We start from the raw sequence: 20,216 nt of genomic DNA on the forward strand, positions 1-20,216 counted from the left end.
CGGTCCGGGGGTGGTCGACGGCGGGGGAGGTGGGCTCGGGCATGGGCGGAATCCTGTCAGACGGCGGTCCGGCCGCGGTGCTGCCACGGGTGCGTGGCGCGGCCTGGGTGGCCTCGGCAAGGATGAGGACCATGAGCCTGACCACGACCGAGCCCGCTGCGGCGTCCGAGGGACGGCCCGACGGGCCGGGTGGCGCGGCCGTCAGCCCAGCCGACGTGGAGCGGGCGGCGGCCCTGCGCCGGATGCGCCTGGTGGCGCTGTCGCTGCTGGTGCTGGCCGCGATCGTCTTCGTGCTGACCCGGGACCGGGAGGGGTTCTGGGGCTTCGTGAACGCCGGCGCGGAGGCCTCGATGGTCGGTGCGATCGCCGACTGGTTCGCCGTCACCGCGCTCTTCCGGCACCCGTTGGGCCTGCCGATCCCGCACACGGCGCTGATCCCGCGCCGCAAGGACGACCTCGGCCGCGGGCTGCAGGACTTCGTGGGGGAGAACTTCCTGCAGGAGGACGTCATCCGCGAGCGGCTGGCCAGCGCCGAGGTGGGCCGCCGGGTCGGGACCTGGCTGGCCGACCCGGCGCACGCGCGCACCGTGGTCGACGAGGCCTCCGAGGTCGCCGCGATCGCGCTGGGCAAGGTGCGTGACGAGCACATCACCAGCCTGGTCAACGACGCCCTCGTGCCGCGCTTCCGCGAGGAGCCGATCTCCCCGCTCCTCGGCGGGCTGCTCGGCGAGGTCCTCTCGGACCGGGTGCACGTCGGGCTGGTCGACCTGGCCCTCGGTGAGCTGCACGACTGGCTGGCCGAGAACCCCGAGACGGTCTCGGAGGTGCTGGGGGAGCGGGCGCCCTGGTGGGCACCGACCAGCGTCAACGAGCGGGTGATCGGGCGGATCCACGTCGAGATGGTCAAGTGGGTCGCCGACATCCGTGACGACCCGTACCACCGCGCGCGCTACGCCCTCGACCAGATGCTGGCCCGTCTCGCCGACGACCTCTCGCACGACGGGAGCGACACCGCGGTCCGCGCGGAGGCGCTCAAGGACCGGCTGCTGGACCACCCGGCGGTGATCTCGACCGCGATCTCGCTGTGGGACGCGCTGCGTCGCGCGCTCACCGGGTCGCTGGCCGACCCCGACGGGGCCGTCCGTCGCCGGCTGCTGACCGAGGTCGAGCGGTTCGCCGCCCGCCTCGACGCCGAGCCGGCCCTGCGCGAGCGCGTCGACACCCTCGTCGCGGACGCCGTCGTCTTCGGCGTCAAGCGGTACGGCGCGGAGGCCACCAGCATCATCACGCAGACCATCGAGCGCTGGGACGGTGACGAGGCGGCCCGCCGCATCGAGCTCCACGTGGGCCGCGACCTGCAGTTCATCCGGATCAACGGCACCATCGTCGGGGGCCTGGTGGGCGTGGTCATCCACGCGCTGGGCATCCTGGTCCCATGACCGGGACCAGCGCAGCCGACCCGTACGACGTCCCGATCCGCGACGAGGTGATCCGTCTCGGCCAGTTCCTGAAGCTGGCCAACCTCGTCGACTCCGGCGCCGAGGCCAAGCCGGTCGTGGTCGCGGGCCGCGTCAGCGTGAACGGCGAGGTCGACACCCGCCGCGGTCGTCAGCTCAAGGTCGGCGACGTCGTCGCGCTCCACGACGAGCCCGGGGGAGCCGTCGCTGCGGCCGCGCGGGTGGCGGACGAGAAGACCTTCGACGACGGGCTGCCCTGGTAGCTGCCTGCCCTCCGGGCCAGGGGCCCGGGACGTGGTTGAGCGTTTGATGAGAGAGACCTCATCGCCGGCTCACGGTCGGCTCATCGAGGGCCTGCAGTCTTCCCTCATCGCCGGACGCCGTCCGGCCACCATCCCCGGAGGACCTCGTGATCAGCACCGCCCGCCGCCTCACCGCCACCGCCGCCACCGCCTCGCTGCTGGCCCTGCCCGCCGTCGCCCTGAGCGCCAGCCCCGCCGCCGCCGTGCAGAACCAGAAGTCCTGCGCCGGCGCCAACGTCAAGCTCGAGGCCGAGCGCGACGACAACCGCCACGAGGTCCAGGTCGACATCGACAACGGCCAGCGTGGCGAGCGCTGGCGCATCAAGCTGTTCCAGAACGGCGACCGCTTCGTCAACGTCGTGCGCACCATCGGCGGCGACGACGACAACGACATCGACCTGGACCGGGACCGCCGCAACACCGCGGGCACCGACACCTACAAGCTGCGCGCGAAGAACCTGCGCACCGGCGGCGCGTGCACCGTCAAGGTCTCCCTGCCCTGATCCGTGCCCGGGGCACCCCGGACGAGCGACGACCCGCCACCCCACGTGGGGTGGCGGGTCGTCGTGCGTCGTGGCGCGTGCGGCGGTCGGGGTGGGGTCAGGAGACGGCGACGAGGTCGACCACGAAGATCAGCGTCTCGCCGGGCTTGATGACGCCGCCGGCACCGCGGTCGCCGTACCCGAGGTGCGGCGGGATCACGAGCTGGCGTCGGCCGCCGACCTTCATGCCCTGGACGCCCTGGTCCCAGCCGGCGATGACCTGGCCGGCGCCGAGCTTGAAGCGCAGCGGGTCGCCGCGGTTCCACGAGGCGTCGAACTCCTCGCCGGTCGAGTGGGCCACGCCCACGTAGTGCACGGTCGCGGTCTGGCCGGCCGCGGCCTCGGCGCCGTCCCCCTCGGTGAGGTCGGTGACCTGGAGGTCGGCGGGCGGGTCGAAGTCGGGGAAGTCGATCTCGGGCTTGCTCATGGCTCCACCCTAGAGGCCGGTACGGGTGGGCGTGGGGTGGCCCTGCGCCGGCCGTACCTGCGCGTCAGGGCTGACGCACGTAGCTGTCGAGCTGGTCCCGCTCGAACTCCAGCTGCCCGATCTTGTGCTTGACCACGTCGCCGATCGACACGATCCCGACCAGCAGGCCGTCGTCGACGACCGGGACGTGACGCATCCGCCGCTCCGTCATCGTCAGCATCACCTCGTCGAGCGAGGTGCTGGGGGAGCAGGTCTCGACGGCGGTGGTCATGATCGCGCCGACGGTGTTGTCGACGACGGTGCCGTCGGCGTGGAGGCGGCGCACGACGTCGCGCTCGCTCACGATCCCGTCGACGCGGGTGCCGTCCGCGCTGACCACCAGCGCGCCGACGTTGTGCTCGGCGAGCAGCCGCAGCAGCTCGCGCACACCCGCCTCCGGGGTGACGGTGACCACGGTGGAGTCGGGCTTGGTCCGGAGCAGGTCGGCGATCCGCATGGCGTGACCGTATCCACACCACGCCACCCTGACCAGGGCCGATGGTCGGTCAGACCTCGGGGTCGTGACGCCGGCGGCCCCGCAGGTCCGAGACGGACCCCCCGCCGCGCGAGGGCCAGTCGGCGTCGCCGGCATGGTCGTCGGACAGCGAGCCGAGGAACGACAGCGCGGCGTCGTGCAGGTGGCCGTTGCTGGCCACGGCGTTGCCGCCGAACGGCCCGTCGGTGCCGTCCAGGGAGCTGAACCGGCCGCCGGCCTCGCGGACGATGACGTCCAGGGCGGCCATGTCGTACACCTCGAGCTCGGGCTCGGCGGCGAGGTCGACGGCACCCTCGGCGAGCAGCACGTAGGACCAGAAGTCGCCGTAGGCGCGGGTGCGCCAGACCCGGCGCATCAGCGAGATCATGTCGTCGAGGCGGCCGCGCTCGTCCCAGCCGCTCAGCGAGGAGTAGGACAACGAGGCGTCCTCGAGGCGACGCACGTCGGAGACCTGGCAGCGGGTGGCCTTCAGCAGCGAGCGGCCGGTCCAGGCGCCGTTGCCCGACGAGGCCCACCACCGCTTCTGCAGCTGCGGGGCCGAGACGACGCCGAGCACGACCTCGTCCTCGACGACGAGCGAGATCAGGGTGGCCCACACCGGCACCCCGCGGACGAAGTTCTTGGTGCCGTCGATCGGGTCCACGATCCAGCGCCGCGCCCCGCTGCCGGTGCTGCCCTGCTCCTCGCCGGTCACGGCGTCGCGGGAGCGGACCCGCGACAGCGTTCGGCGGATGCCCTCTTCGACGGCCTGGTCGGCGTCGGTGACCGGGGTCAGGTCGGGCTTGCTCATCACGTGCAGGTCGAGGGCCTTGAAGCGCGCGGTGGTCAGCGAGTCCGCGTCGTCGGCCAGCACGTGGGCGAGCCGGAGGTCGTCGGTGTAGTCGGTGGCCACGTGGGCAGGCTAGCCGCCGCACCGTCCAGGGTCAGTACGCCGGCACGCTGCGCGCCGCGAGCAGCCGCCGGAAGGACGACACGCGCTCGGCGTCGACGTCGCCCCGTCCCACCGCGTCGTCCAGGCCGCACTCGGGCGTGTCCTCACCGTGGGTGCACCCGCGCGGGCACGAACCTGTCTCCGCCGCGAGGTCCGGGAACGCCCCGATCAGGGTCTCGGGCTTGACGTGGGCCAGTCCGAAGCTGCGGATGCCGGGGGTGTCGACGATCCACCCGCCGCCCTGCCCGTCGACGTCTTCCTCGCCGTCGCGTGCGGGCAGACCGAGCATCACCGCCGAGGTGGAGGTGTGCCGACCGCGGCCGGTGACCACGTTGACGCCGCCGGTCTCGCGGTCGGCGTCCGGCACGAGCGCGTTGACCAGGGTCGACTTGCCGACGCCGCTGTGGCCCAGCAGCACGCTGGTGCGCCCCGCGAGGTGCCGCCGCAGCTCACCGAGGTCGCCGTCGCGCTGCGTGACGACCCAGGGCACGTGCAGCGCCCGGTAGGTCGACATGAACTCCTCGGGCCCGGCCAGGTCGGCCTTGGTCAGGCAGAGCAGCGGGGTCATCCCGGAGTCGTACGCCGCCACGAGCGCCCGGTCCACGAGCCCCTGGCGCGGCTCGGGGTCGGCCAGGGCGGTGACCACGACGAGCTGGTCGGCGTTGGAGACGATCACCCGCTCGACGGGGTCGTCGTCGTCGGCGGTGCGCCGCAGGACGGTGCTGCGCTCGTTGACCTCGACCACCCTGGCCAGGGCGCCCTCGTCCCCGGAGACGTCGCCGACCACGCGGACGCGGTCGCCTACGACGACGCCCTTGCGGCCCAGGGGCCGGGCCTTGACGGCGTAGACGGGCACCCCGTCGACGAGCAGGGAGTACCGCCCGCGGTCGACGGTCACGACGACGCCGTCGGCCGCGTCGTCGTACGACGGCCGCTCCTTGGTGCGCGGGCGGGTCCGCCGGCGCGGCCGCTCGTAGTGCTCCTGGTCCTGGTCGGTGTAGCGACCCCGGCGCCCGGTCACAGCAGGCTGGACCAGAAGCCGGCGAAGTCGGGGAAGGTCTTGCCCGTCGTCGCGACGTCCTCGACGAGGACCCCGTCGACGGCCGCCCCGACGATCACCCCGGCATGGGCCATCCGGTGGTCGGCGTAGGTGTGCCAGGTGCCGCCGTGCAGCGTGGCCGGGCGCAGGGACAGCCCGTCGTGGCGTTCCTCGACGTCCGCGCCGAGGGCGCCGAGCTCGGTGGCCAGCGCGGTGATCCGGTCGGTCTCGTGCGCGCGGATGTGGGCGATCCCGCGCAGGTGCGAGGGGGAGGTGGCCACCGCGCACAGGGCCGCCACGGCCGGGGCCAGCTCGCCGACGTCGTGCAGGTCCAGGTCGACGCCCTGCAGACCGGAGGTTGCGCCGGGCACCGGCTCGGGACCGGTGACCCGCAGCCCCTCGTCGACGCGTTCCACGGTGCAGCCCATCGCGGCCAGGATGTCGCGCAGGGCGTCGCCGGCCTGGTGGGTCGACGTGGGCCAGCCCCGGACCACCACCGAGCCCCCGGAGACCGCGGCGAGCGCGAGGAAGGGTGCGGCGTTGGAGAGGTCGGGCTCGATGTCGTGGTCGACCGCGGCGACCGGCCCGGGGGAGACCCGCCACCGGTCGGCGTCGCTGTCGTCGACGTCCACACCGTGCTGGCGCAGCATCGCCACGGTCATCTCGACGTGGGGCAGCGACGGCACCGGCTTGCCCTCGTGGACGAGGTCGACGCCGCGGTCGTACCGCGCGCCGGCCAGCAGCAGCGCAGAGACGAACTGCGACGAGCCGGACGCGTCCAGGACCACCCGGCCACCGGGCACCGCGCCCCGGCCGCGGACCGCGAAGGGCAGGCCGCCACGCCCACCGTCGTCGACCTCGACGCCGAGGGTGCGGAGCGCGGTCAGCACCTGCCCGACGGGTCGGTTGCGCATGTGCGGGTCGCCGTCGAAGGCCACCGTCCCGGTCGACAGCCCGGCGACCGGCGGCACGAACCGCATCACCGTGCCGGCGAGGCCGCAGTCGACCTCGGCGTCCCCGGCGAAGGTGGCCGGGGTGACGGCCCAGTCGTCACCGGTCGTGTCGACCACCGAGCCCAGCCCGGTCAGCGCGGTGGCCATCAGCAGCGTGTCCCGCGAGCGCAGCGCGCGCCGCACGACCGAGGGGCCGTCGGCGACCGCCGCCAGGAGCAGGGCCCGGTTGGTCAGCGACTTGCTCCCGGGCAGGGAGACGACGGCGTGGACCGGGCCGCGGGCCCGGGGGGCCGGCCAGGGGTCGGCCGGGTGGTCCGGGCGCGCGGGGGTCATCGAGGCGCTCAGGTGAGGTTGGCCTTGGCCAGCTTGGCCTCGAGCTTGGCGGTGCTCGCCAGGTGGCCGGCCTCGCGGCGCGCGTCCTTGGCGACCCTCTTCGCGCGCCAGGTCACGCCGGGGGCGCCGTCGGTGTCGCCGGCGGCGATGATCAGGCCACCGAGGACGGCGACGTTCTTGACGAAGTGCTGGCGCTGCTCCTTGGCCTTCTCGCCGGAGAAGTCCCAGAAGCGGTGGCCGGCCAGCGTGGTGGGCACCAGCGAGCCGGCGAGGACCAGCGCGCAGGCACGCGGGGCGCGGTTGGTGGCCAGGCCCAGGGCGGCGACGACCTGGACGCCGGCGTTGATGCGGACCAGCGTGGCGGTGTCCTCGGGGATCGGCGCGGTCGGGGCGGCCTTCTTGCCGAGCCCGATCAGCTGGTCGGCGACGGGCTTGGCCCGTTCCGCGGCGGCGGAGGTGTTGCGCAGCGCGTCGGCGGCGCCGACGACGAACATGCTGGCGATCATGGGGCGGGCGAGGGTACGGCTCAAGGACATGGGGACCTTCCTACCGGATCACGCGGCCGGGTGCCTCGCCCGGGCGGATGGTGGGCCGATGGTGGGCGGATGGCGGGCGCTTCGCGACCCCGCGTCCGAGCGCCACCGGCGTCGGCGGGCGCCGCTAGGGTCGTGGGCATGTGTGGTCGCTACGCCTCCAGCCGTCGGCCCGAGGACCTGCTCGAGGAGTTCGAGGTCGTCGACGACCGGGTGCCGGCCCCGCTGGAGCCCGACTACAACGTCGCGCCCACCAAGGACGTCTACGCCGTGCTGGAGCGCGTCCGCCAGGACGTCGAGGAGCCCGGCGCCGCGCAGCGCCAGCTGCGGGTGCTCCGGTGGGGCCTGGTCCCGTCCTGGGCCAAGGACCCGGCGATCGGCAGCCGGATGATCAACGCCCGCCGCGAGACGGTCGCCGAGAAGCCCGCCTTCCGCCGCGCGCTGGCCGCGAGACGGTGCCTGCTGCCCGCCGACGGCTACTACGAGTGGTACCCCACCTCGCAGCTGACCAAGGCCGGCAAGCCCCGCAAGCAGCCCTTCTACATCCGCCCCCGTGACGGCGGCGTGCTCGCGATGGCCGGGTTGTACGAGATCTGGCGCGACCCCGACCGGGCCGAGGACGACCCGGACCGGTTCCGGTGGACCTGCACCGTGATCACCACCGCGGCCGAGGACGACCTCGGTCACCTGCACGACCGGATGCCGATGATGGTCGGCCGCGACCGGTGGTCGGACTGGCTGGACCCGACGGCGCCGCGCGAGAGCGTCCTGGACCTGCTCGAGCCCGCTGCTCCGGGGCGCCTGGAGGCGTACCCCGTCTCGGCGGCGGTCGGCAACGTGCGCAACAACGGCGCCGCGCTGACCGAGCCGCTGCCCCTCGAGGAGGTCGTGACGTGAGCAGCGAGCTGCTGGTCGACACCGCCCACGGCGAGGGACGCCTGGTCACCGACCGGGCCGTCCGCCCCTGGGCCACGCTGCTGCTCAACCACGGGGCCGGCGCCGGCATCGAGAGCCGGGACCTGGCGGCCCTGGCGCGGCACCTTCCCAAGCAGGGCGTCACGGTCGTGCGCTTCGAGCAGCCCTGGCGCCGCGCGGGCCGCCGGGTCGCCACCGCGCCGCCCACGCTCGACGCCGCCCTGATGACCGCCTACGACCGGCTGCGGATCCGGACCCCGCTCGTGGTCGGAGGCCGCTCCGCGGGGGCCCGCAGCGCCGCGCGGCTGGCCCGCCGGATGGGTGCCACCGGCTGCCTGGCCCTCTCCTTCCCGCTGCACCCTCCCGGGCGCCCGGAGAAGTCCCGGGTCGAGGAGCTGCGTGGCGTCGGCCTGCCGACCCTGGTGGTGCAGGGCGAGCGGGACGAGATGGGCCGCCCCGAGGAGCTGCCCGACCTGCCCGGTCTCGACGTGGTCGTGGTGCCGGACGCCGACCACGGCCTGACGGTGCACAAGCGCGGCCCGATCACCGAGGAGGAGGCCACCGGCCTCGTCGTCGGCGCCACCCTGGAGTGGCTGGCCCGCGAGATCCCCGCCGCCGTGCGCTGACCCCGCGCCCCGATCCGGCCACCCCGCCGGGTGTGCACGGGGAGCGGCCGGGAACAAAGTCCACGGTGCGGCCTGTTCAACCCTCGTGATCGTGATGCTGTTGCCGCCCGACGGGCGAACGGAGCCGAGGCTAGGCTGGGGTGCGATGACTGACACCGCCCCCACCTCGTTGATCGAGCCCGACGAGCCCTCCACCGTCGACCCGGCCGACATCGACGTCGCCACCGAGTCCGAGGAGGACCGTGGTGCGCGCTTCGAGCGCGACGCCCTTCCGTTCCTCGACCAGCTCTACGGCGCTGCGATGCGGATGACCCGCAACCCCGCCGACGCCGAGGACCTCGTCCAGGAGACGTTCGCCAAGGCGTACTCGGCCTTCCACCAGTTCCGCCCGGGGACCAACCTCAAGGCGTGGCTGTACCGGATCCTCACCAACACCTTCATCAACACCTACCGCAAGAAGCAGCGCGAGCCGCAGAAGTCGATGGCCGAGGACGTCGAGGACTGGCAGCTGGCCCGGGCGGAGAGCCACAGCTCGGTCGGGCTGAAGTCTGCCGAGACCGAGGCCCTCGAGCACCTCCCCGACTCCGAGGTCAAGGACGCCCTCCAGCGCCTGCCCGAGGAGTTCCGGCTCGCGGTCTACCTCGCCGACGTCGAGGGGTTCGCCTACAAGGAGATCGCGGAGATCATGGACACCCCGATCGGGACGGTGATGTCGCGCCTGCACCGCGGTCGCCGCCAGCTGCGCGACATGCTCTCCGACTACGCCCGCGGAGGTGGCAAGCGATGACCGACCAGGACCACGCCCACGAGGCGCACGCCCACGAGGCAGGGGTCGCTCCCGACGACCAGGACTGTGCGGAGTACCTCGAGCGCATCGTCTACTTCCTCGACAACGAGCTCGACGCGGCCGACTGCGCCGCCGTGCGCGTCCACCTCGACACCTGCAACCCGTGCCTGGAGCGCTACGACCTCCAGCGCACCGTCAAGGCGGTCGTCGCCCGGTCCTGTGCGGAGCCGGCGCCCGAGGCGCTGCGCGAGCGCGTCCGGGTCTCGATCCGCCAGGTGCAGGTCCGCCTCAGCGAGGGCTGAGCGCCGCGGCGGCCGTCATCCGACGCCCGAACGCAGACGAGCCCCCTGCCGTGAGGCGGGGGGCTCGTGTGCGCGGTGAGCGCTCAGGTGTTGGGGCGCTTGCCGTGGTTTGCTGCCTTCTTGCGGCGTGAGCGACGCTTGCGGCCGGTCTTGCCCATGGTGTCCTCCTCGGATCGCGAACGCCTGATCCTCCCAGACGCCGGTGCGCCGCCCTAATCGGGTGCCCGTGGCGCCCCGCCGGGAGCCCGCCGGTCAGCGCCGCCGGTCAGCGCCGCCGGCCCAGGAACCGCTCGGCGTCGACGACGACCCGGGTGACCTCGCCGGCGCCGACCACGGCCGCCGGTCGGTCCCCCTCCAGGTGCCGCGCGCCGACGGTGAGGCGGTGCAGCCGGCCGTCGACGTGGGCGACCGAGGCGGTGACCTCGAGGCGCCGGCCGACCGGGCTGGCCGCCAGGTGCTCGAGGACCACCCGGGTGCCGACGCTCGTGCCGCCGGGCGGCAGGACCGGCTCGAGCGCCGCGCAGGTCGCAGCCTCGCACCACGCCAGCAGCCGCGGCGTGGCCAGCACGGCGAGGGTGCCGGAGCCGAGGGCGGCGGCGGTGTCGTCGTCGGTCACGGTGAAGCGCAGCACCGCGGTGAGGCTCGCGCGGTCGGGCGGGGTCGGGTCGGTCATGGGAGCTCCCGGGCGTAGGCGATGAGGGCCACGTCGGGCAGCGGGGCCCAGTCGCGGTCGGGTCGGCGGGTGAAGCCCAGCCGCTCGTAGAGCCGGTGGGCGGCGTCCATGGTGGGCATGCTGGACAGGACCACGGCGGTGGCGCCCTCGGCCCGGAACCGCTCGACCACCGCGGTGGTGAGGATCTCGCCGACCCCACGGCGCTGGGCGACGGGGTCGACGGCGAGCATCCGGAGCTCGCCCTCGTCGTCCTCGGCCAGCTCGCGCCAGACCGAGCCCGACGGGCAGACGGTGACGTTGCCGACCAGCTGCCCCGCCTCGTCGACGGCCACCCACACCTCGGCCTCGCGGTCGCGGCGGGCCGCGTCGGCCAGGCGCAGGGCGTACGGGTCGTCGGGGGAGAGGAACGGGGCGTACGCCGCGACCGTCATCGCCCCGACCCGGGCGAGCTCGTCCTCGCGCACACGCCGGACACGCACCCTCAGATCCCGAAGGTGGCGCGGGGGTAGGCCGCCTCGACGTCGGTGATCACGTTGACCAGGTACGGCACGCCCGAGGCGAACGCCCGGTCGAGCGCGGGCCCGATCTGGCGGGGGTCCGTCACGGTCTCCCCGGCGCCGCCGAGGGCCTTGACGACACCGTCGTAGGCCGTGCGCGGCGCCAGGTCGGCGATCACGTCGTAGCCGTAGAGCATCTGCATCGGGCCCTTCTCCAGGCCCCAGGCGGAGTTGTTGCCCATCACCATCACCACGGGCAGGTCGTGCCGCACCAGCGTGTCGACGTCCATCAGCGAGAAGCCGGCCGCGCCGTCGCCGAGCAGCAGCACGACCTGGGCCGACGGTCGGGCCAGGCGGGCGGCGATGGCGGCGCCGAGCCCGGCGCCGAGGCAGCCGTACGGGCCCGGGTCCAGCCAGCCGCCGGGACGCTTCGGCTCGACGTACTTGCCGGCGAAGGACACGAAGTCGCCGCCGTCGCCGATCACGACCGAGTCCTCGGCCAGGCGCGGGACCAGCTCGCCGTAGATGCGGGCCGGGTGGATCGGGTCGGCCTCGGCGGCCAGCAGGGCCGAGTCCCGCTCGACGGCCTTGGCCACGGTGCCCTGCAGCTCGCCGACCCAGGTGCCCCAGTCGGGGCGGTTGCCGCGCTCCAGCGCGGCCAGCAGGCCGTCCAGCACGGTGGTGAGGTCGCCGGAGACGGAGTCGGCGAGGTCGGCGTGGGTGGAGACCTGGCCGGGGGAGTCGGCGACGTGGACGACCCGGGCGGGCGTGGTGTCGTCCTTGCCGCCGAAGACGCCGTAGCCGAGCCGGAAGTCCAACGGGGTGCCGACCACCAAGACGAGGTCGGCGCCCCCGAGCGCGGCGCTGCGGGCCTTGGTCACCAGCAGCCGGTGGCCGCCCGGCACGACGCCGCGGCCCATCCCGTTGGTGATCGCCGGCAGGCCGGCCTGCTCGACCAGCCGCAGCGCGGCGACCTCCGCGCCGTCGGCCCAGACGTCGGTGCCGAGCACCACGACGGGCCGGCGGGCCTCGGCGAGCAGCCGGGCGATGCGCACGACCGCCTCGCCGTCGGGCTCGATGGGCGCCGGCCGGGCACCGGTGGGACGCGGTCCCTCGGCGGTGTCGAAGAACTGGTCCATCGGCACGTCGACGAAGACCGGGCCGCGGTGGGAGGACCCGGCCGCCCCGAAGGCGTCCTCCATCCCGCCGAGCACCTCGCCGGCGGTGTGCAGGGTGCGGGCCTGCTTGGAGATCGACGCCAGGATCGGCGGCTGGTCAAGCTCCTGCAGGCTCCCGCTGCCCCAGCGGTTGGCCGGCGCCCGGCCGCCGACGACGACCATCGGGGACCCGGCGAACTGGGCCTGGGCGATCGCGCTGACGCCGTTGGTCACGCCGGGCCCGGCCGTGAGCACCGCGAGGCCCGGGGTGCGGGTGAGCTTGCCGGTGGCCTCGGCCGCGAAGGCGGCGGTCTGCTCGTGGCGGACGTCGAGCAGCCGCATCGGAGGGTCGGCGGTGACGGCGCCGTCGTACATCGGGAAGACGTGCGCCCCGGAGAGGGTGAAGAGGGTCTCGACCCCGTGCGCCCGGGCGGCGGCGACCGCGAGCTGGCCGGCGTGGCCGCGCAGGGTGTCCTCCGGACCGGCTGCGTCGGGGGCGTCGGAGGGGCTGGTCGGGCCGGACGTCGTCGTCATGCCCGCAGGCTACCCAGACCGCGCGGTGCCGGAGGGCTCAGACGGCGGTGGTCGCCGCGGGGACGGCGAGGGTGTACGGGTTGGTGCGGCGCAGGGCGTCGACGAGGAGCAGCAGCAGGTCGGAGCGCACCTCGGGCGGGTCCGGGGCCAGGACGAGCTGGAGGTGGAGCGCCCGGAGGAAGGCCTGGAGGTTGCCCGCGGCGAGGTACGGGTCCTCGACCACGGTCCCGTCCGTCCCGTCGCCCGTGCCGGTGACCGCGGCGTCGGCCGCGTCGGTCAGGCGTGCCACCCAGCCCTCGAGGTGGTCGAGGGGGACGAGGTCGCGCCGGAGCACGGCCAGCACGGCCGAGGCGAGCCGGTCGGGCTCCCCGGCCACCAGCAGGTCCTCGGGGGTCGTGCTCGGCCGGACGAGGCGGTCGGCCAGCACCTCCAGGACGACCTCGAGCTCCTCGCGACCCAGGTGCGGTGAGCCGGCGAGGACGCCGAGGGCGTCGGCGCCGTGGGCCACCGCGTGCGCCCAGCCGTGCCCCGGGACCTGTCCCCGGGTGTCCTGCTCGGCCAGGAACCAGGTGGCCAGGCGGTCGCCCCACTCCAGGACCTTCCCGCTCGGGACGCGCAGCACCCCGGTGTCGCGCTGCAGGCACTCCGCGAGGGCGAGCGCGGAGAAGCTGCGCCGGAAGACCGAGCCGGTTCCCTGCTCGCCGATGCCGGGGAGCAGCCCGGTGGCCAGGCCGTCGCCGAGCCCGACGAGCAGGTCGTCGTAGACGCCACGCTCGATCCAGGTGGCCAGCACCGGCAGCGCCAGGTCGTCGCGCAGCACCGGGTCGGGGTCGCCGAGGGCGCGGATCAGGTCGGCGGTGACGTCGGCCAGCGGGCGGTCGGCCGGGACGGCGAAGTCGGCGTCGACGATCTGGGTCAGCTGCGCCGGGGTCATGCCGACATGATGCCTGAGGACCCGGGGTCGATGTGCCCGGTCCCGGTACCTCGTAGCCGGCGCGACCGACCGGACGCGCCGGTGTCGCCGGCCTCTCCTAGGCTTCCCCCGTGCCGACCCTCCTCGAGCTGGTCCGCAGCCACACCGACCTCGACGACGACGACGTGTCCTGGCTGCAGCTGCTGCAGGCCGACTGGCAGATCGTGGCCGACCTGTCCTTCGCCGACCTGGTGCTCTGGCTGCCCGACCGAGACGGCCACGGCTTCTGGGCCGGCGCCCAGATGCGGCCCACCACCGGGCCGACCGCCTACGTCGACGACGTGGTCGGCACCTTCGTCGCCGCCGGACGACGGCCGCTGCTCGAGGAGGCGTACGCCAGCGGACGACTGGTCCGCGAGGGCGACCCCGAGTGGCGCGACGAGGTGCCCGTGCGGGTCGAGTCGATCCCGGTGGTGCGGGCAGGTCGCGTGATCGCGGTGATCACCCGCAACACCAACCTGCACGGTGTGCGTACGCCGAGCCGGTTGGAGCTGACCTACCTGCAGACCGCGGACGACCTGAGCCAGATGATCGCCGCCGGCCACTTCCCGGTGCCCGGGGCGCGCAGCGACCACGCGGACTCCCCGCGCGTCGGCGACGGGTTCCTGCGCGTCGACGCGTTCGGGCTGGTCACCTACGCGAGCCCGAACGCGTTGTCGCTCTACCGGCGCCTGGGTCTGTCGGGAGACCTGACCGGGCTCGACCTGGCCGACCTCACGCGCCGCCTCGTCCCGCCGCGGCGCCGGCCCGACGAGGAGACGTTGAGCGCGGTCCTCACCGGCCGGGCGCACCGCGACACCGAGCTCGCCTCCGAGGAGGTCGCGCTGATCGTGCGGTCGGTCCCGCTGCGCCCCGAGGGTGAGCGGATCGGGGCGCTGATCCTGGTCCGCGACGTGACCGAGCTGCGCCGGCGCGACCGCGAGCTGGTCACGAAGGACGCGACGATCCGCGAGATCCACCACCGGGTGAAGAACAACCTGCAGACCGTCGCTGCGCTGCTGCGGCTGCAGGCGCGCCGGATGGACTCCCCGGGGGGCCGGGCGGCGCTGCAGGAGGCCGTGCGCCGGGTGGGCACCATCGCGGTGGTGCACGAGATGCTCAGCCAGACCGTCGAGGAGGACGTCGACTTCGACGACGTCGCCGACCGCCTCGCCGGCATGGTGGTGGAGGTCAGCACGTCCGGGGTCCCGGTGCAGGTCCGCCGCGAGGGCTCGTTCGGCCGGCTGCCCTCGGAGACCGCCACCACCCTGGCGATGGTGCTGACCGAGGTGCTGCAGAACGCCGTGGAGCACGGTTACGGCGACGCCTCCGCCGGCACGACGGGGCACGTCGAGGTGCGGGTGCACCGCGGAGGGGGCCGGTTGCGGATCGGCGTCGCCGACGACGGCCGGGGCCTGCCCGACGACTTCGACCCCGAGACCTCGGCGGGGCTGGGCCTGTCGATCGTGCGGACCCTGGTGCAGTCCGAGCTCGGCGGCCGGCTGCACCTCGGTGACCGCCCCCAGGGCGGCGGAGCGGTCGCCGACATCGACGTCCCCCTCGCCTGAGGCGAGGGGGACGTCGAGACGTACGGCGGTGGGGGCGCGCTGCGCGGGCCTGGTCGTGCGGCCCTGGTCGCGCGACTCAGGCGGTGCGGATGCGGGCCCGGGCGTTGCGGCGCTTCAGCGCGCGACGCTCGTCCTCGCTGAGACCGCCCCAGACCCCGTGGTCCTGGCCGGCCTCGAGGGCCCAGGCGAGGCACTGCTCGCGAACCTCGCAGCGGCGGCACACCTGCTTGGCCTCCTCGATCTGGAGGATCGCGGGACCGGTGTTGCCGATCGGGAAGAACAGCTCGGGGTCCTCGTCGAGGCAGGCAGAACGGTGGCGCCAATCCATGGCAGGGTTTCTCTCTCTCCTCACACGTGTGCAGACAGGGGTGCTCAGGCCTGCGGGCGCGCGTGACCGTCCACGATGTGAAGGTGTTCACGAGCGCGCCCTCAAGACTCCCAACAGAACGGGTCCTGCACAAGCACCCAGGAGGTTCGGTGGGTCACAAAAGGCCAGGTTCGGGACGTCCGACCCAGACGGAGTGCCCTGCCGACACCCCGTGCCGATCTAGTCTCGACCCGTGGCCTCCCGACCGACCCCCGACCCGTCCGAGGATCCTGGCGGTGCCGCCGCCCGCCACGACCCGGCACCACCGCCCCTGGTGGTCGCCGCGTCCCTGGTCGCGCTCCAGGGGCTGGCGCTGGTCGGGCTCGGGGTCCTCCAGCTGGCGAGCCTGACCAGGGAGAGCTTCACCCTCGGCGTCGGTGTCGGCGTGTTCTTCCTGGCCTTCGCCGTCCTCCTGCTCGCCGCCGCCCGGGCGCTGCTGCGTGGCGAGACCTGGGGCCGGGGGCCGGTGCTCCTGGCCCAGCTGATCCAGCTCGGGCTGGCCTGGACCAACCGCCAGGAGCTGCCGCTGCTGCTGACCGGGGCCCTGGTGCTCACCGCCGTCGTGGCGGTGCTCGGGGTGGTCCACCCCGCCTCGGTGGCGCGGCTGGCCCGCGAGACCTGAGCCCGGAACCGGGCCGGACCGCCCCGGCGTCCGGGGGGAGGTCGAGCGCGGCACGCAGGTCGGCCAGGGTGCGGGAGAGCACGCGCGAGACCTGCATCTGGGTCAGTCCCGTCTCGGCGGCGATCTGCGACTGGGTCAGCCCCGCGTAGAACCGCAGCAGGAGGATCCGTTTCTCCCGCGGCGGTAGGCGCTCCAGCAGGGGGCGTACGGACTCCCGCACCACGACGTCGGCCAGTGCGTCGTCCTCGCGGGCGAGCAGGGTCGACCGCGCGGGAGGGGCGCCCGGATCGCCGTCCTGGGCGTCGAGCGAGGTGGTGGCATAGGCCTGCGCGGACTCGCAGCACTCCAGGACCTCCGCGACGGTGCAGCCGACGGCGGTCGCGAGCTCGGCGGTGGTGGGGGAGCGGCCGAGCTCCTGGACGAGCTCGGCGGACAGCGTGCTGACCCGAGCCCGCAGCTCCTGCAGCCGGCGCGGCACCCGGACCGCCCAGCCCTTGTCGCGGAACCAGCGCCGGACCTCGCCCCGGATCGTGGGCGCGGCGAAGGAGGTGAACTGCAGCCCCCGCGCCGGGTCGAAGCGGTCGATGGCGAGCAGCAGCGCGACCATCCCCACCTGGACGAGGTCCTCGTGGTCCGCCCCGCGCCCGCGGAAGCGGCGTACGCAGTGCTCGACCAGCGGCCGGTGGAGGAGGGCGAGGGCCTCGCGGGCGGCGGCCCGGTCGGGCCCACCGGCGGCCACCACGGCCATCAGCTCCTCGCTGCGGGCGCGCAGCGCGGCCTGGTCGGCGGTGTCCGGCACGGCGCTCCCTCGGCTCGGGTACGGGGCTGGGAGGACGCTAGCCAGGACCTGCCCCGCCCGGGGTCGGCCCGACCGGTGTTGTGGGCGACCGCGCCGGACCCACCGCCTGTGTCACCTAGACGGACGTCCGGGCGTGGAACCAGTCCCGGTAGGAGGAGATCGCCTCGCCGGCCTCGGCCAGGGCCACCGCGAGCTCGGCGAGCAACGGCTCGGACCCGGCCGACTCATCCTCGTCGGCCCGTTCCTCGAGCCGACGGGCGAGGCCGACCACCACGTGCAGCCCCAGGTTCGCGGCCCCTCCGCGGAGCTCGTGCGCAGCGGCGGCGAGGCGGGCGTGGTCCTGGGCGGCGACCGCGTCGGCGAGGACCGCGGTCACCTCGCCCCGGCGGCGCAGGAAGTTGTCGATCGCCCGGTCCAGGAAGTCGTGGGGCGGGCCGAGCTCGAGCAGGTCGGCGAGCCGGTCCAGGTCGAGGTGGGGGTCGTCGGGTGCCGCGGGCCCGGCGGGCCCGGCGGCCTCGGCCTCGGCCTCGGGCGCAGGAGCAGTGGCGGTGGTGGTGACGGCGGGGGAGCGCACCCAGCGCGCCAGGGCGGCGGCCAGGGCGGCCGCCGACACGGGCTTGGTGATGAAGTCGTCCATGCCCGAGGCCAGGCACTTCTCGCGCTCCCCGGTCACGGCGGCCGCCGTCATCGCGATGATCGGGAGCCGGCGCCCGTCCCCGGTGGTGGCCTGCTCCCGGCGGAGCACGCGGGTGGTGGCGTACCCGTCCAGGCGCGGCATCTGGACGTCCATCAGCACGGCGTCGTAGGCGCCGGCGGCCACGACGTCGAGGGCCTGCTCGCCGTCCTCGGCGGTCTCCACGACGTACCCCTGGGCCTCGAGGAAGCCTCGCGCGACCATCTGGTTGATCAGGTTGTCCTCGACCACCAGCACCCGGCCCTGCCCGGTGGGCGTCGGGACCGCCGGTGCGTCCCGGGGGGCGTCGTCGGCGCCGGCCAGCACGGCGAGCAGGGCGTCGCGCAGCATCGAGGACGGCACGGGCTTGGTCAGGCTCGTCGTGATGCCGGCCCGGGCCAGGGCCTCGGGCGCCGGGGTCAACGACGACGTCAGCAGGACCAGCGGCAGGTCCGTGGGGTAGTCGCCGGCCCGGACGGCGGCGGCCACGTCGAGGCCGTCGTGCCCGGGCATGTTGAGGTCGAGGAGCACCACGTCGTACGGCCGACCGGTCGCGCCGGCCTCCTCGAGCGCGGCCATCGCCGCCGCCCCGCCCGCGGCCTCCGTCGCCTCCACGCCCCACCAGCCCAGCTGCTCGGCCAGGATCATCCGGTTGCGCGGGACGTCGTCGACGACGAGGACCCGGGTGCCCCCGAGGACCGCGCGGGCCCGCACCGACGTGGCGTCCTGGGTGCTGCCGGTGGCCGGGTCGAGGCGTGCGGTGAACCAGAACGTGCTGCCCTCGCCGGGGACGCTGTCGACGCCGATCTCGCCACCGAAGGCCGCGACGATCTCGGCGCAGATGGCCAGGCCCAGGCCGGTCCCGCCGAAGGTGCGGGTGGTCGAGGTGTCGGCCTGGCTGAAGGGCGCGAAGATCACGCGCTGCTGGTCCGGGGTGACGCCGACGCCGGTGTCCCGCACCTCGACGCGCAGCACGGTGACGTCGTCATCGGGACCCGCAGGACCGGCGGTGGCGCGGATGGACACCGAGCCTTCGGCGGTGAACTTCACCGCGTTCGAGCCCAGGTTGAGCAGGACCTGCTTCATCCGCGTCGGGTCCCCGGACAGGACCTCGGGGACGTCGGGTCCGCAGGAGACCTCGAGGTCGACCCCGCGCGACCGCGCACTCTCCCCGAGCACGCCGCCCACCTCGGCGAGCACCTCGCGCACCTCGAAGTCGACCTGCTCGATGTCCAGGTGGCCCGCCTCGATCTTGGAGAAGTCGAGGATGTCGTTGATCAGGTCCAGCAGGGACCGGCTGGAGACGGCGACGCCCGAGACGAGGTGCTGCTGGCGGTCGGAGAGCGGCGTGGCCCCGAGCAGCTCGTTGAGGCCGATGATGCCGTTGAGCGGGGTGCGGATCTCGTGGCTCATCGTGGCCAGGAAGTCGGACTTGTGTTGCGAGGCGCTGACGGCACGGTCGCGGGCGTCGGCCAGCAGACCGCGGGCGCGGTCGCGCTCGGCGACCCGGGCGATCAGGTCGGCAGCCTGCTCGGCCATCTGCTGGACGAGCTCGTGGCGGTGCAGCGGGGGCAGCGAGGTGATCGTGAGCACCGCGAGCACCTCCCCGTCGAGGCGGATGGGGAACGCGATCGTCAGGCGGTCCTCGTCGTCCCACACGGGCGCGCCGAGGTCGAGGCACCGCAGCGCCGTGGTCAGCTCGCGCGAGGCCACGTCGTCGGCCCCGGCACCGGACGCGGGGTGCTCCTCCGCCAGGTGCGGCACCAGGCCCGTGCCGTCCGGACCGGGCACGAAGGCGCGCGCCCGGTCCCAGTCGTCGTGCAGGACCACGAGGTCGCGGGCCAGCAGCAGCACCTCGTCGAGCGTGCCGGCCTCGTTGGCCGCGGTCGCGACCGCCTGCATCAGCGAGTTCTGGGTCACCAGGTCCTGCAGGCGGTCCTCGGCGGCGCGTGAGCGGGTGACGTCCTGGTAGGTCCCGGTGACCTCGACCAGCGCGCCCGCGGCGTCGCGGGTGCCCTCCGCGCGCAGCCGTACCCACATCCAGCCGTGCCTGCCCAGCTGGCGCAGCTCCAGGTCGATCTCGTCCCCGGCTCCGGACAGCAGGGCGTCCAGGTGCTCCTCGAGCTGGGCGTGGTCCTCCGGGTGGGTCATCTCGAGCAGGCGGGCCCGTTCCCCGCCGAGGAGCGCGGCGAGGTGGTCACCGTAGAGCTCGACGAGGCCGGCCGAGGAGGTGGTGCGCCCGTGGACCGGGTCCCAGGTGAAGCTGCCGCTGCGGGCGATCCGCTCCGCGCGCACCAGCCCGGCCTGGCTGGCGCGGAGCGCCTCCAGCAGCTGCCGGTTGTGGTGGTTGTCGGTCATCCTCAGCACCACCGAGGTGATCCGGCCGTTGTCCCGGAGGCCGGTCTGGCGCAGCCGCACCCAGCGCGGTGAGCCGTCGGCGCGGACCAGGAGCGTGTCGACCTCCTCGTCCAGGATGATCCCGTCGGCGGCCCGGGCCAGGTGCTCCGAGGAGTGCACCTTGCCGTCCGCGTCGAGGAAGTCGCGGATGTCGCGGCCCAGGAGGTCCTCGGCCCCGAGCAGGGCGGCGGCGCTGGCGTTGGCGTAGCGGATGCGGCTGTCGAGGCCGAGGTCCAGCACGGCGTCCGAGAACGCCTCGACGATCCGGCTGCCGACCTGGTCGACGTCCACGTGC

23 protein-coding genes are annotated in these 20,216 nt (G+C 74.4%); 9 read left to right on the forward strand and 14 right to left on the reverse strand.

Annotated features, from left to right (window positions below):
• Window positions 1-131 precede the first annotated feature (131 nt).
• From GV155_RS06115 to GV155_RS06125, 3 genes are all read left to right on the forward strand, one after another.
• Window positions 132-1,439, forward strand: coding sequence for a DUF445 domain-containing protein (locus GV155_RS06115; RefSeq protein ID WP_328820787.1), 1,308 nt, complete (start codon window positions 132-134; stop codon window positions 1,437-1,439).
• A complete protein-coding gene (locus GV155_RS06120; protein WP_160006202.1) occupies window positions 1,436-1,720 on the forward strand; it encodes an RNA-binding S4 domain-containing protein in 285 nt (94 codons plus the stop codon). The genes GV155_RS06115 and GV155_RS06120 overlap by 4 nt, the downstream gene beginning before the upstream one ends.
• Window positions 1,721-1,866: 146 nt before the next feature.
• Window positions 1,867-2,262: a hypothetical protein gene (locus GV155_RS06125; protein ID WP_160006204.1), complete on the forward strand. Its 396-nt coding sequence runs from the start codon at window positions 1,867-1,869 to the stop codon at window positions 2,260-2,262.
• Window positions 2,263-2,359: 97 nt separating this feature from the next.
• On the opposite strand, the gene GV155_RS06130 is transcribed toward GV155_RS06125, so the two are convergent.
• From GV155_RS06130 to GV155_RS06155, 6 genes are all read right to left on the reverse strand, one after another.
• Complete coding sequence (locus GV155_RS06130) at window positions 2,360-2,728, reverse strand: FKBP-type peptidyl-prolyl cis-trans isomerase (protein WP_160006206.1); 369 nt, start codon at window positions 2,726-2,728, stop codon at window positions 2,360-2,362.
• A 64-nt stretch (window positions 2,729-2,792) separates the two neighbouring features.
• A complete protein-coding gene (locus GV155_RS06135) occupies window positions 2,793-3,224 on the reverse strand; it encodes a CBS domain-containing protein (protein ID WP_160006208.1) in 432 nt (143 codons plus the stop codon).
• 49 nt (window positions 3,225-3,273) lie between these two features.
• Window positions 3,274-4,155 (reverse strand): inositol monophosphatase family protein, encoded by an 882-nt coding sequence (locus tag GV155_RS06140; protein WP_160006210.1) that lies wholly within the window; start codon window positions 4,153-4,155, stop codon window positions 3,274-3,276.
• A 31-nt stretch (window positions 4,156-4,186) separates the two neighbouring features.
• The gene (rsgA, locus tag GV155_RS06145; protein WP_160006212.1) at window positions 4,187-5,215 is read right to left on the reverse strand and encodes a ribosome small subunit-dependent GTPase A; all 1,029 of its coding nucleotides are present in this window, start codon (window positions 5,213-5,215) and stop codon (window positions 4,187-4,189) included.
• Window positions 5,212-6,519 carry a 3-phosphoshikimate 1-carboxyvinyltransferase gene (gene aroA / locus GV155_RS06150; protein WP_160006214.1) on the reverse strand — a complete coding sequence of 436 codons (1,308 nt, stop codon included), beginning with the start codon at window positions 6,517-6,519 and terminating at the stop codon, window positions 5,212-5,214. The genes rsgA and aroA overlap by 4 nt, the downstream gene beginning before the upstream one ends.
• A gap of 8 nt (window positions 6,520-6,527) precedes the next feature.
• Window positions 6,528-7,025 (reverse strand): DoxX family protein, encoded by a 498-nt coding sequence (locus tag GV155_RS06155; protein ID WP_236554060.1) that lies wholly within the window; start codon window positions 7,023-7,025, stop codon window positions 6,528-6,530.
• 168 nt (window positions 7,026-7,193) lie between these two features.
• Between GV155_RS06155 and GV155_RS06160 the strand changes: the two genes are divergently transcribed.
• From GV155_RS06160 to rsrA, 4 genes are all read left to right on the forward strand, one after another.
• Entirely contained in the window at window positions 7,194-7,949 is a 756-nt protein-coding gene (locus GV155_RS06160; RefSeq protein WP_160006218.1) for an SOS response-associated peptidase, read from the forward strand.
• Window positions 7,946-8,593, forward strand: a complete 648-nt coding sequence (locus GV155_RS06165) for an alpha/beta hydrolase family protein (protein ID WP_160006220.1) — start codon at window positions 7,946-7,948, stop codon at window positions 8,591-8,593. The genes GV155_RS06160 and GV155_RS06165 overlap by 4 nt, the downstream gene beginning before the upstream one ends.
• 145 nt (window positions 8,594-8,738) lie before the next feature.
• Entirely contained in the window at window positions 8,739-9,380 is a 642-nt protein-coding gene (locus tag GV155_RS06170; RefSeq protein ID WP_160006222.1) for a sigma-70 family RNA polymerase sigma factor, read from the forward strand.
• Window positions 9,377-9,682, forward strand: a complete 306-nt coding sequence (gene rsrA, locus GV155_RS06175; protein ID WP_160006224.1) for a mycothiol system anti-sigma-R factor — start codon at window positions 9,377-9,379, stop codon at window positions 9,680-9,682. Before GV155_RS06170 ends, rsrA begins: the two co-directional genes overlap by 4 nt.
• A gap of 83 nt (window positions 9,683-9,765) precedes the next feature.
• Here rsrA and GV155_RS21115 read toward each other — a convergent pair whose 3' ends face one another.
• The 5 genes from GV155_RS21115 to GV155_RS06195 all read right to left on the reverse strand — a co-directional run bounded on the left by GV155_RS21115 (window position 9,766) and on the right by GV155_RS06195 (window position 13,477).
• Complete coding sequence (locus GV155_RS21115) at window positions 9,766-9,840, reverse strand: 50S ribosomal protein bL37 (RefSeq protein WP_420830547.1); 75 nt, start codon at window positions 9,838-9,840, stop codon at window positions 9,766-9,768.
• A 107-nt stretch (window positions 9,841-9,947) separates the two neighbouring features.
• A complete protein-coding gene (locus tag GV155_RS06180) occupies window positions 9,948-10,355 on the reverse strand; it encodes a thioesterase family protein (RefSeq protein WP_160006226.1) in 408 nt (135 codons plus the stop codon).
• Window positions 10,352-10,834: a GNAT family N-acetyltransferase gene (locus GV155_RS06185; protein WP_236554062.1), complete on the reverse strand. Its 483-nt coding sequence runs from the start codon at window positions 10,832-10,834 to the stop codon at window positions 10,352-10,354. The genes GV155_RS06180 and GV155_RS06185 overlap by 4 nt, the downstream gene beginning before the upstream one ends.
• A 2-nt stretch (window positions 10,835-10,836) precedes the next feature.
• Entirely contained in the window at window positions 10,837-12,543 is a 1,707-nt protein-coding gene (locus GV155_RS06190) for an acetolactate synthase (protein WP_160006228.1), read from the reverse strand.
• Window positions 12,544-12,580: 37 nt separating this feature from the next.
• Window positions 12,581-13,477 carry a DUF2785 domain-containing protein gene (locus tag GV155_RS06195; RefSeq protein ID WP_160006230.1) on the reverse strand — a complete coding sequence of 299 codons (897 nt, stop codon included), beginning with the start codon at window positions 13,475-13,477 and terminating at the stop codon, window positions 12,581-12,583.
• Between the two features lie 110 nt (window positions 13,478-13,587).
• Between GV155_RS06195 and GV155_RS06200 the strand changes: the two genes are divergently transcribed.
• Window positions 13,588-15,063 carry a sensor histidine kinase gene (locus GV155_RS06200; RefSeq protein ID WP_160006232.1) on the forward strand — a complete coding sequence of 492 codons (1,476 nt, stop codon included), beginning with the start codon at window positions 13,588-13,590 and terminating at the stop codon, window positions 15,061-15,063.
• A 76-nt stretch (window positions 15,064-15,139) separates the two neighbouring features.
• Here the strand turns inward: GV155_RS06200 and GV155_RS06205 are convergent, their stop codons facing one another.
• Window positions 15,140-15,391 carry a WhiB family transcriptional regulator gene (locus tag GV155_RS06205; protein WP_101524945.1) on the reverse strand — a complete coding sequence of 84 codons (252 nt, stop codon included), beginning with the start codon at window positions 15,389-15,391 and terminating at the stop codon, window positions 15,140-15,142.
• 232 nt (window positions 15,392-15,623) lie between these two features.
• Between GV155_RS06205 and GV155_RS06210 the strand changes: the two genes are divergently transcribed.
• Window positions 15,624-16,052: a hypothetical protein gene (locus tag GV155_RS06210; protein WP_160006234.1), complete on the forward strand. Its 429-nt coding sequence runs from the start codon at window positions 15,624-15,626 to the stop codon at window positions 16,050-16,052.
• Here GV155_RS06210 and GV155_RS06215 read toward each other — a convergent pair.
• On the reverse strand, window positions 15,982-16,851 hold the full coding sequence (locus GV155_RS06215; RefSeq protein ID WP_236554064.1) for a SigB/SigF/SigG family RNA polymerase sigma factor: 870 nt from the start codon (window positions 16,849-16,851) through the stop codon (window positions 15,982-15,984). The genes GV155_RS06210 and GV155_RS06215 overlap by 71 nt on opposite strands.
• Before the next feature lie 115 nt (window positions 16,852-16,966).
• Window positions 16,967-20,212 carry a response regulator gene (locus GV155_RS06220; RefSeq protein WP_160006236.1) on the reverse strand — a complete coding sequence of 1,082 codons (3,246 nt, stop codon included), beginning with the start codon at window positions 20,210-20,212 and terminating at the stop codon, window positions 16,967-16,969.
• Window positions 20,213-20,216 lie beyond the last annotated feature (4 nt).

It is taken from the genome of Nocardioides sp. AX2bis, from assembly GCF_902506435.1.
GTDB lineage: Bacteria > Actinomycetota > Actinomycetes > Propionibacteriales > Nocardioidaceae > Nocardioides.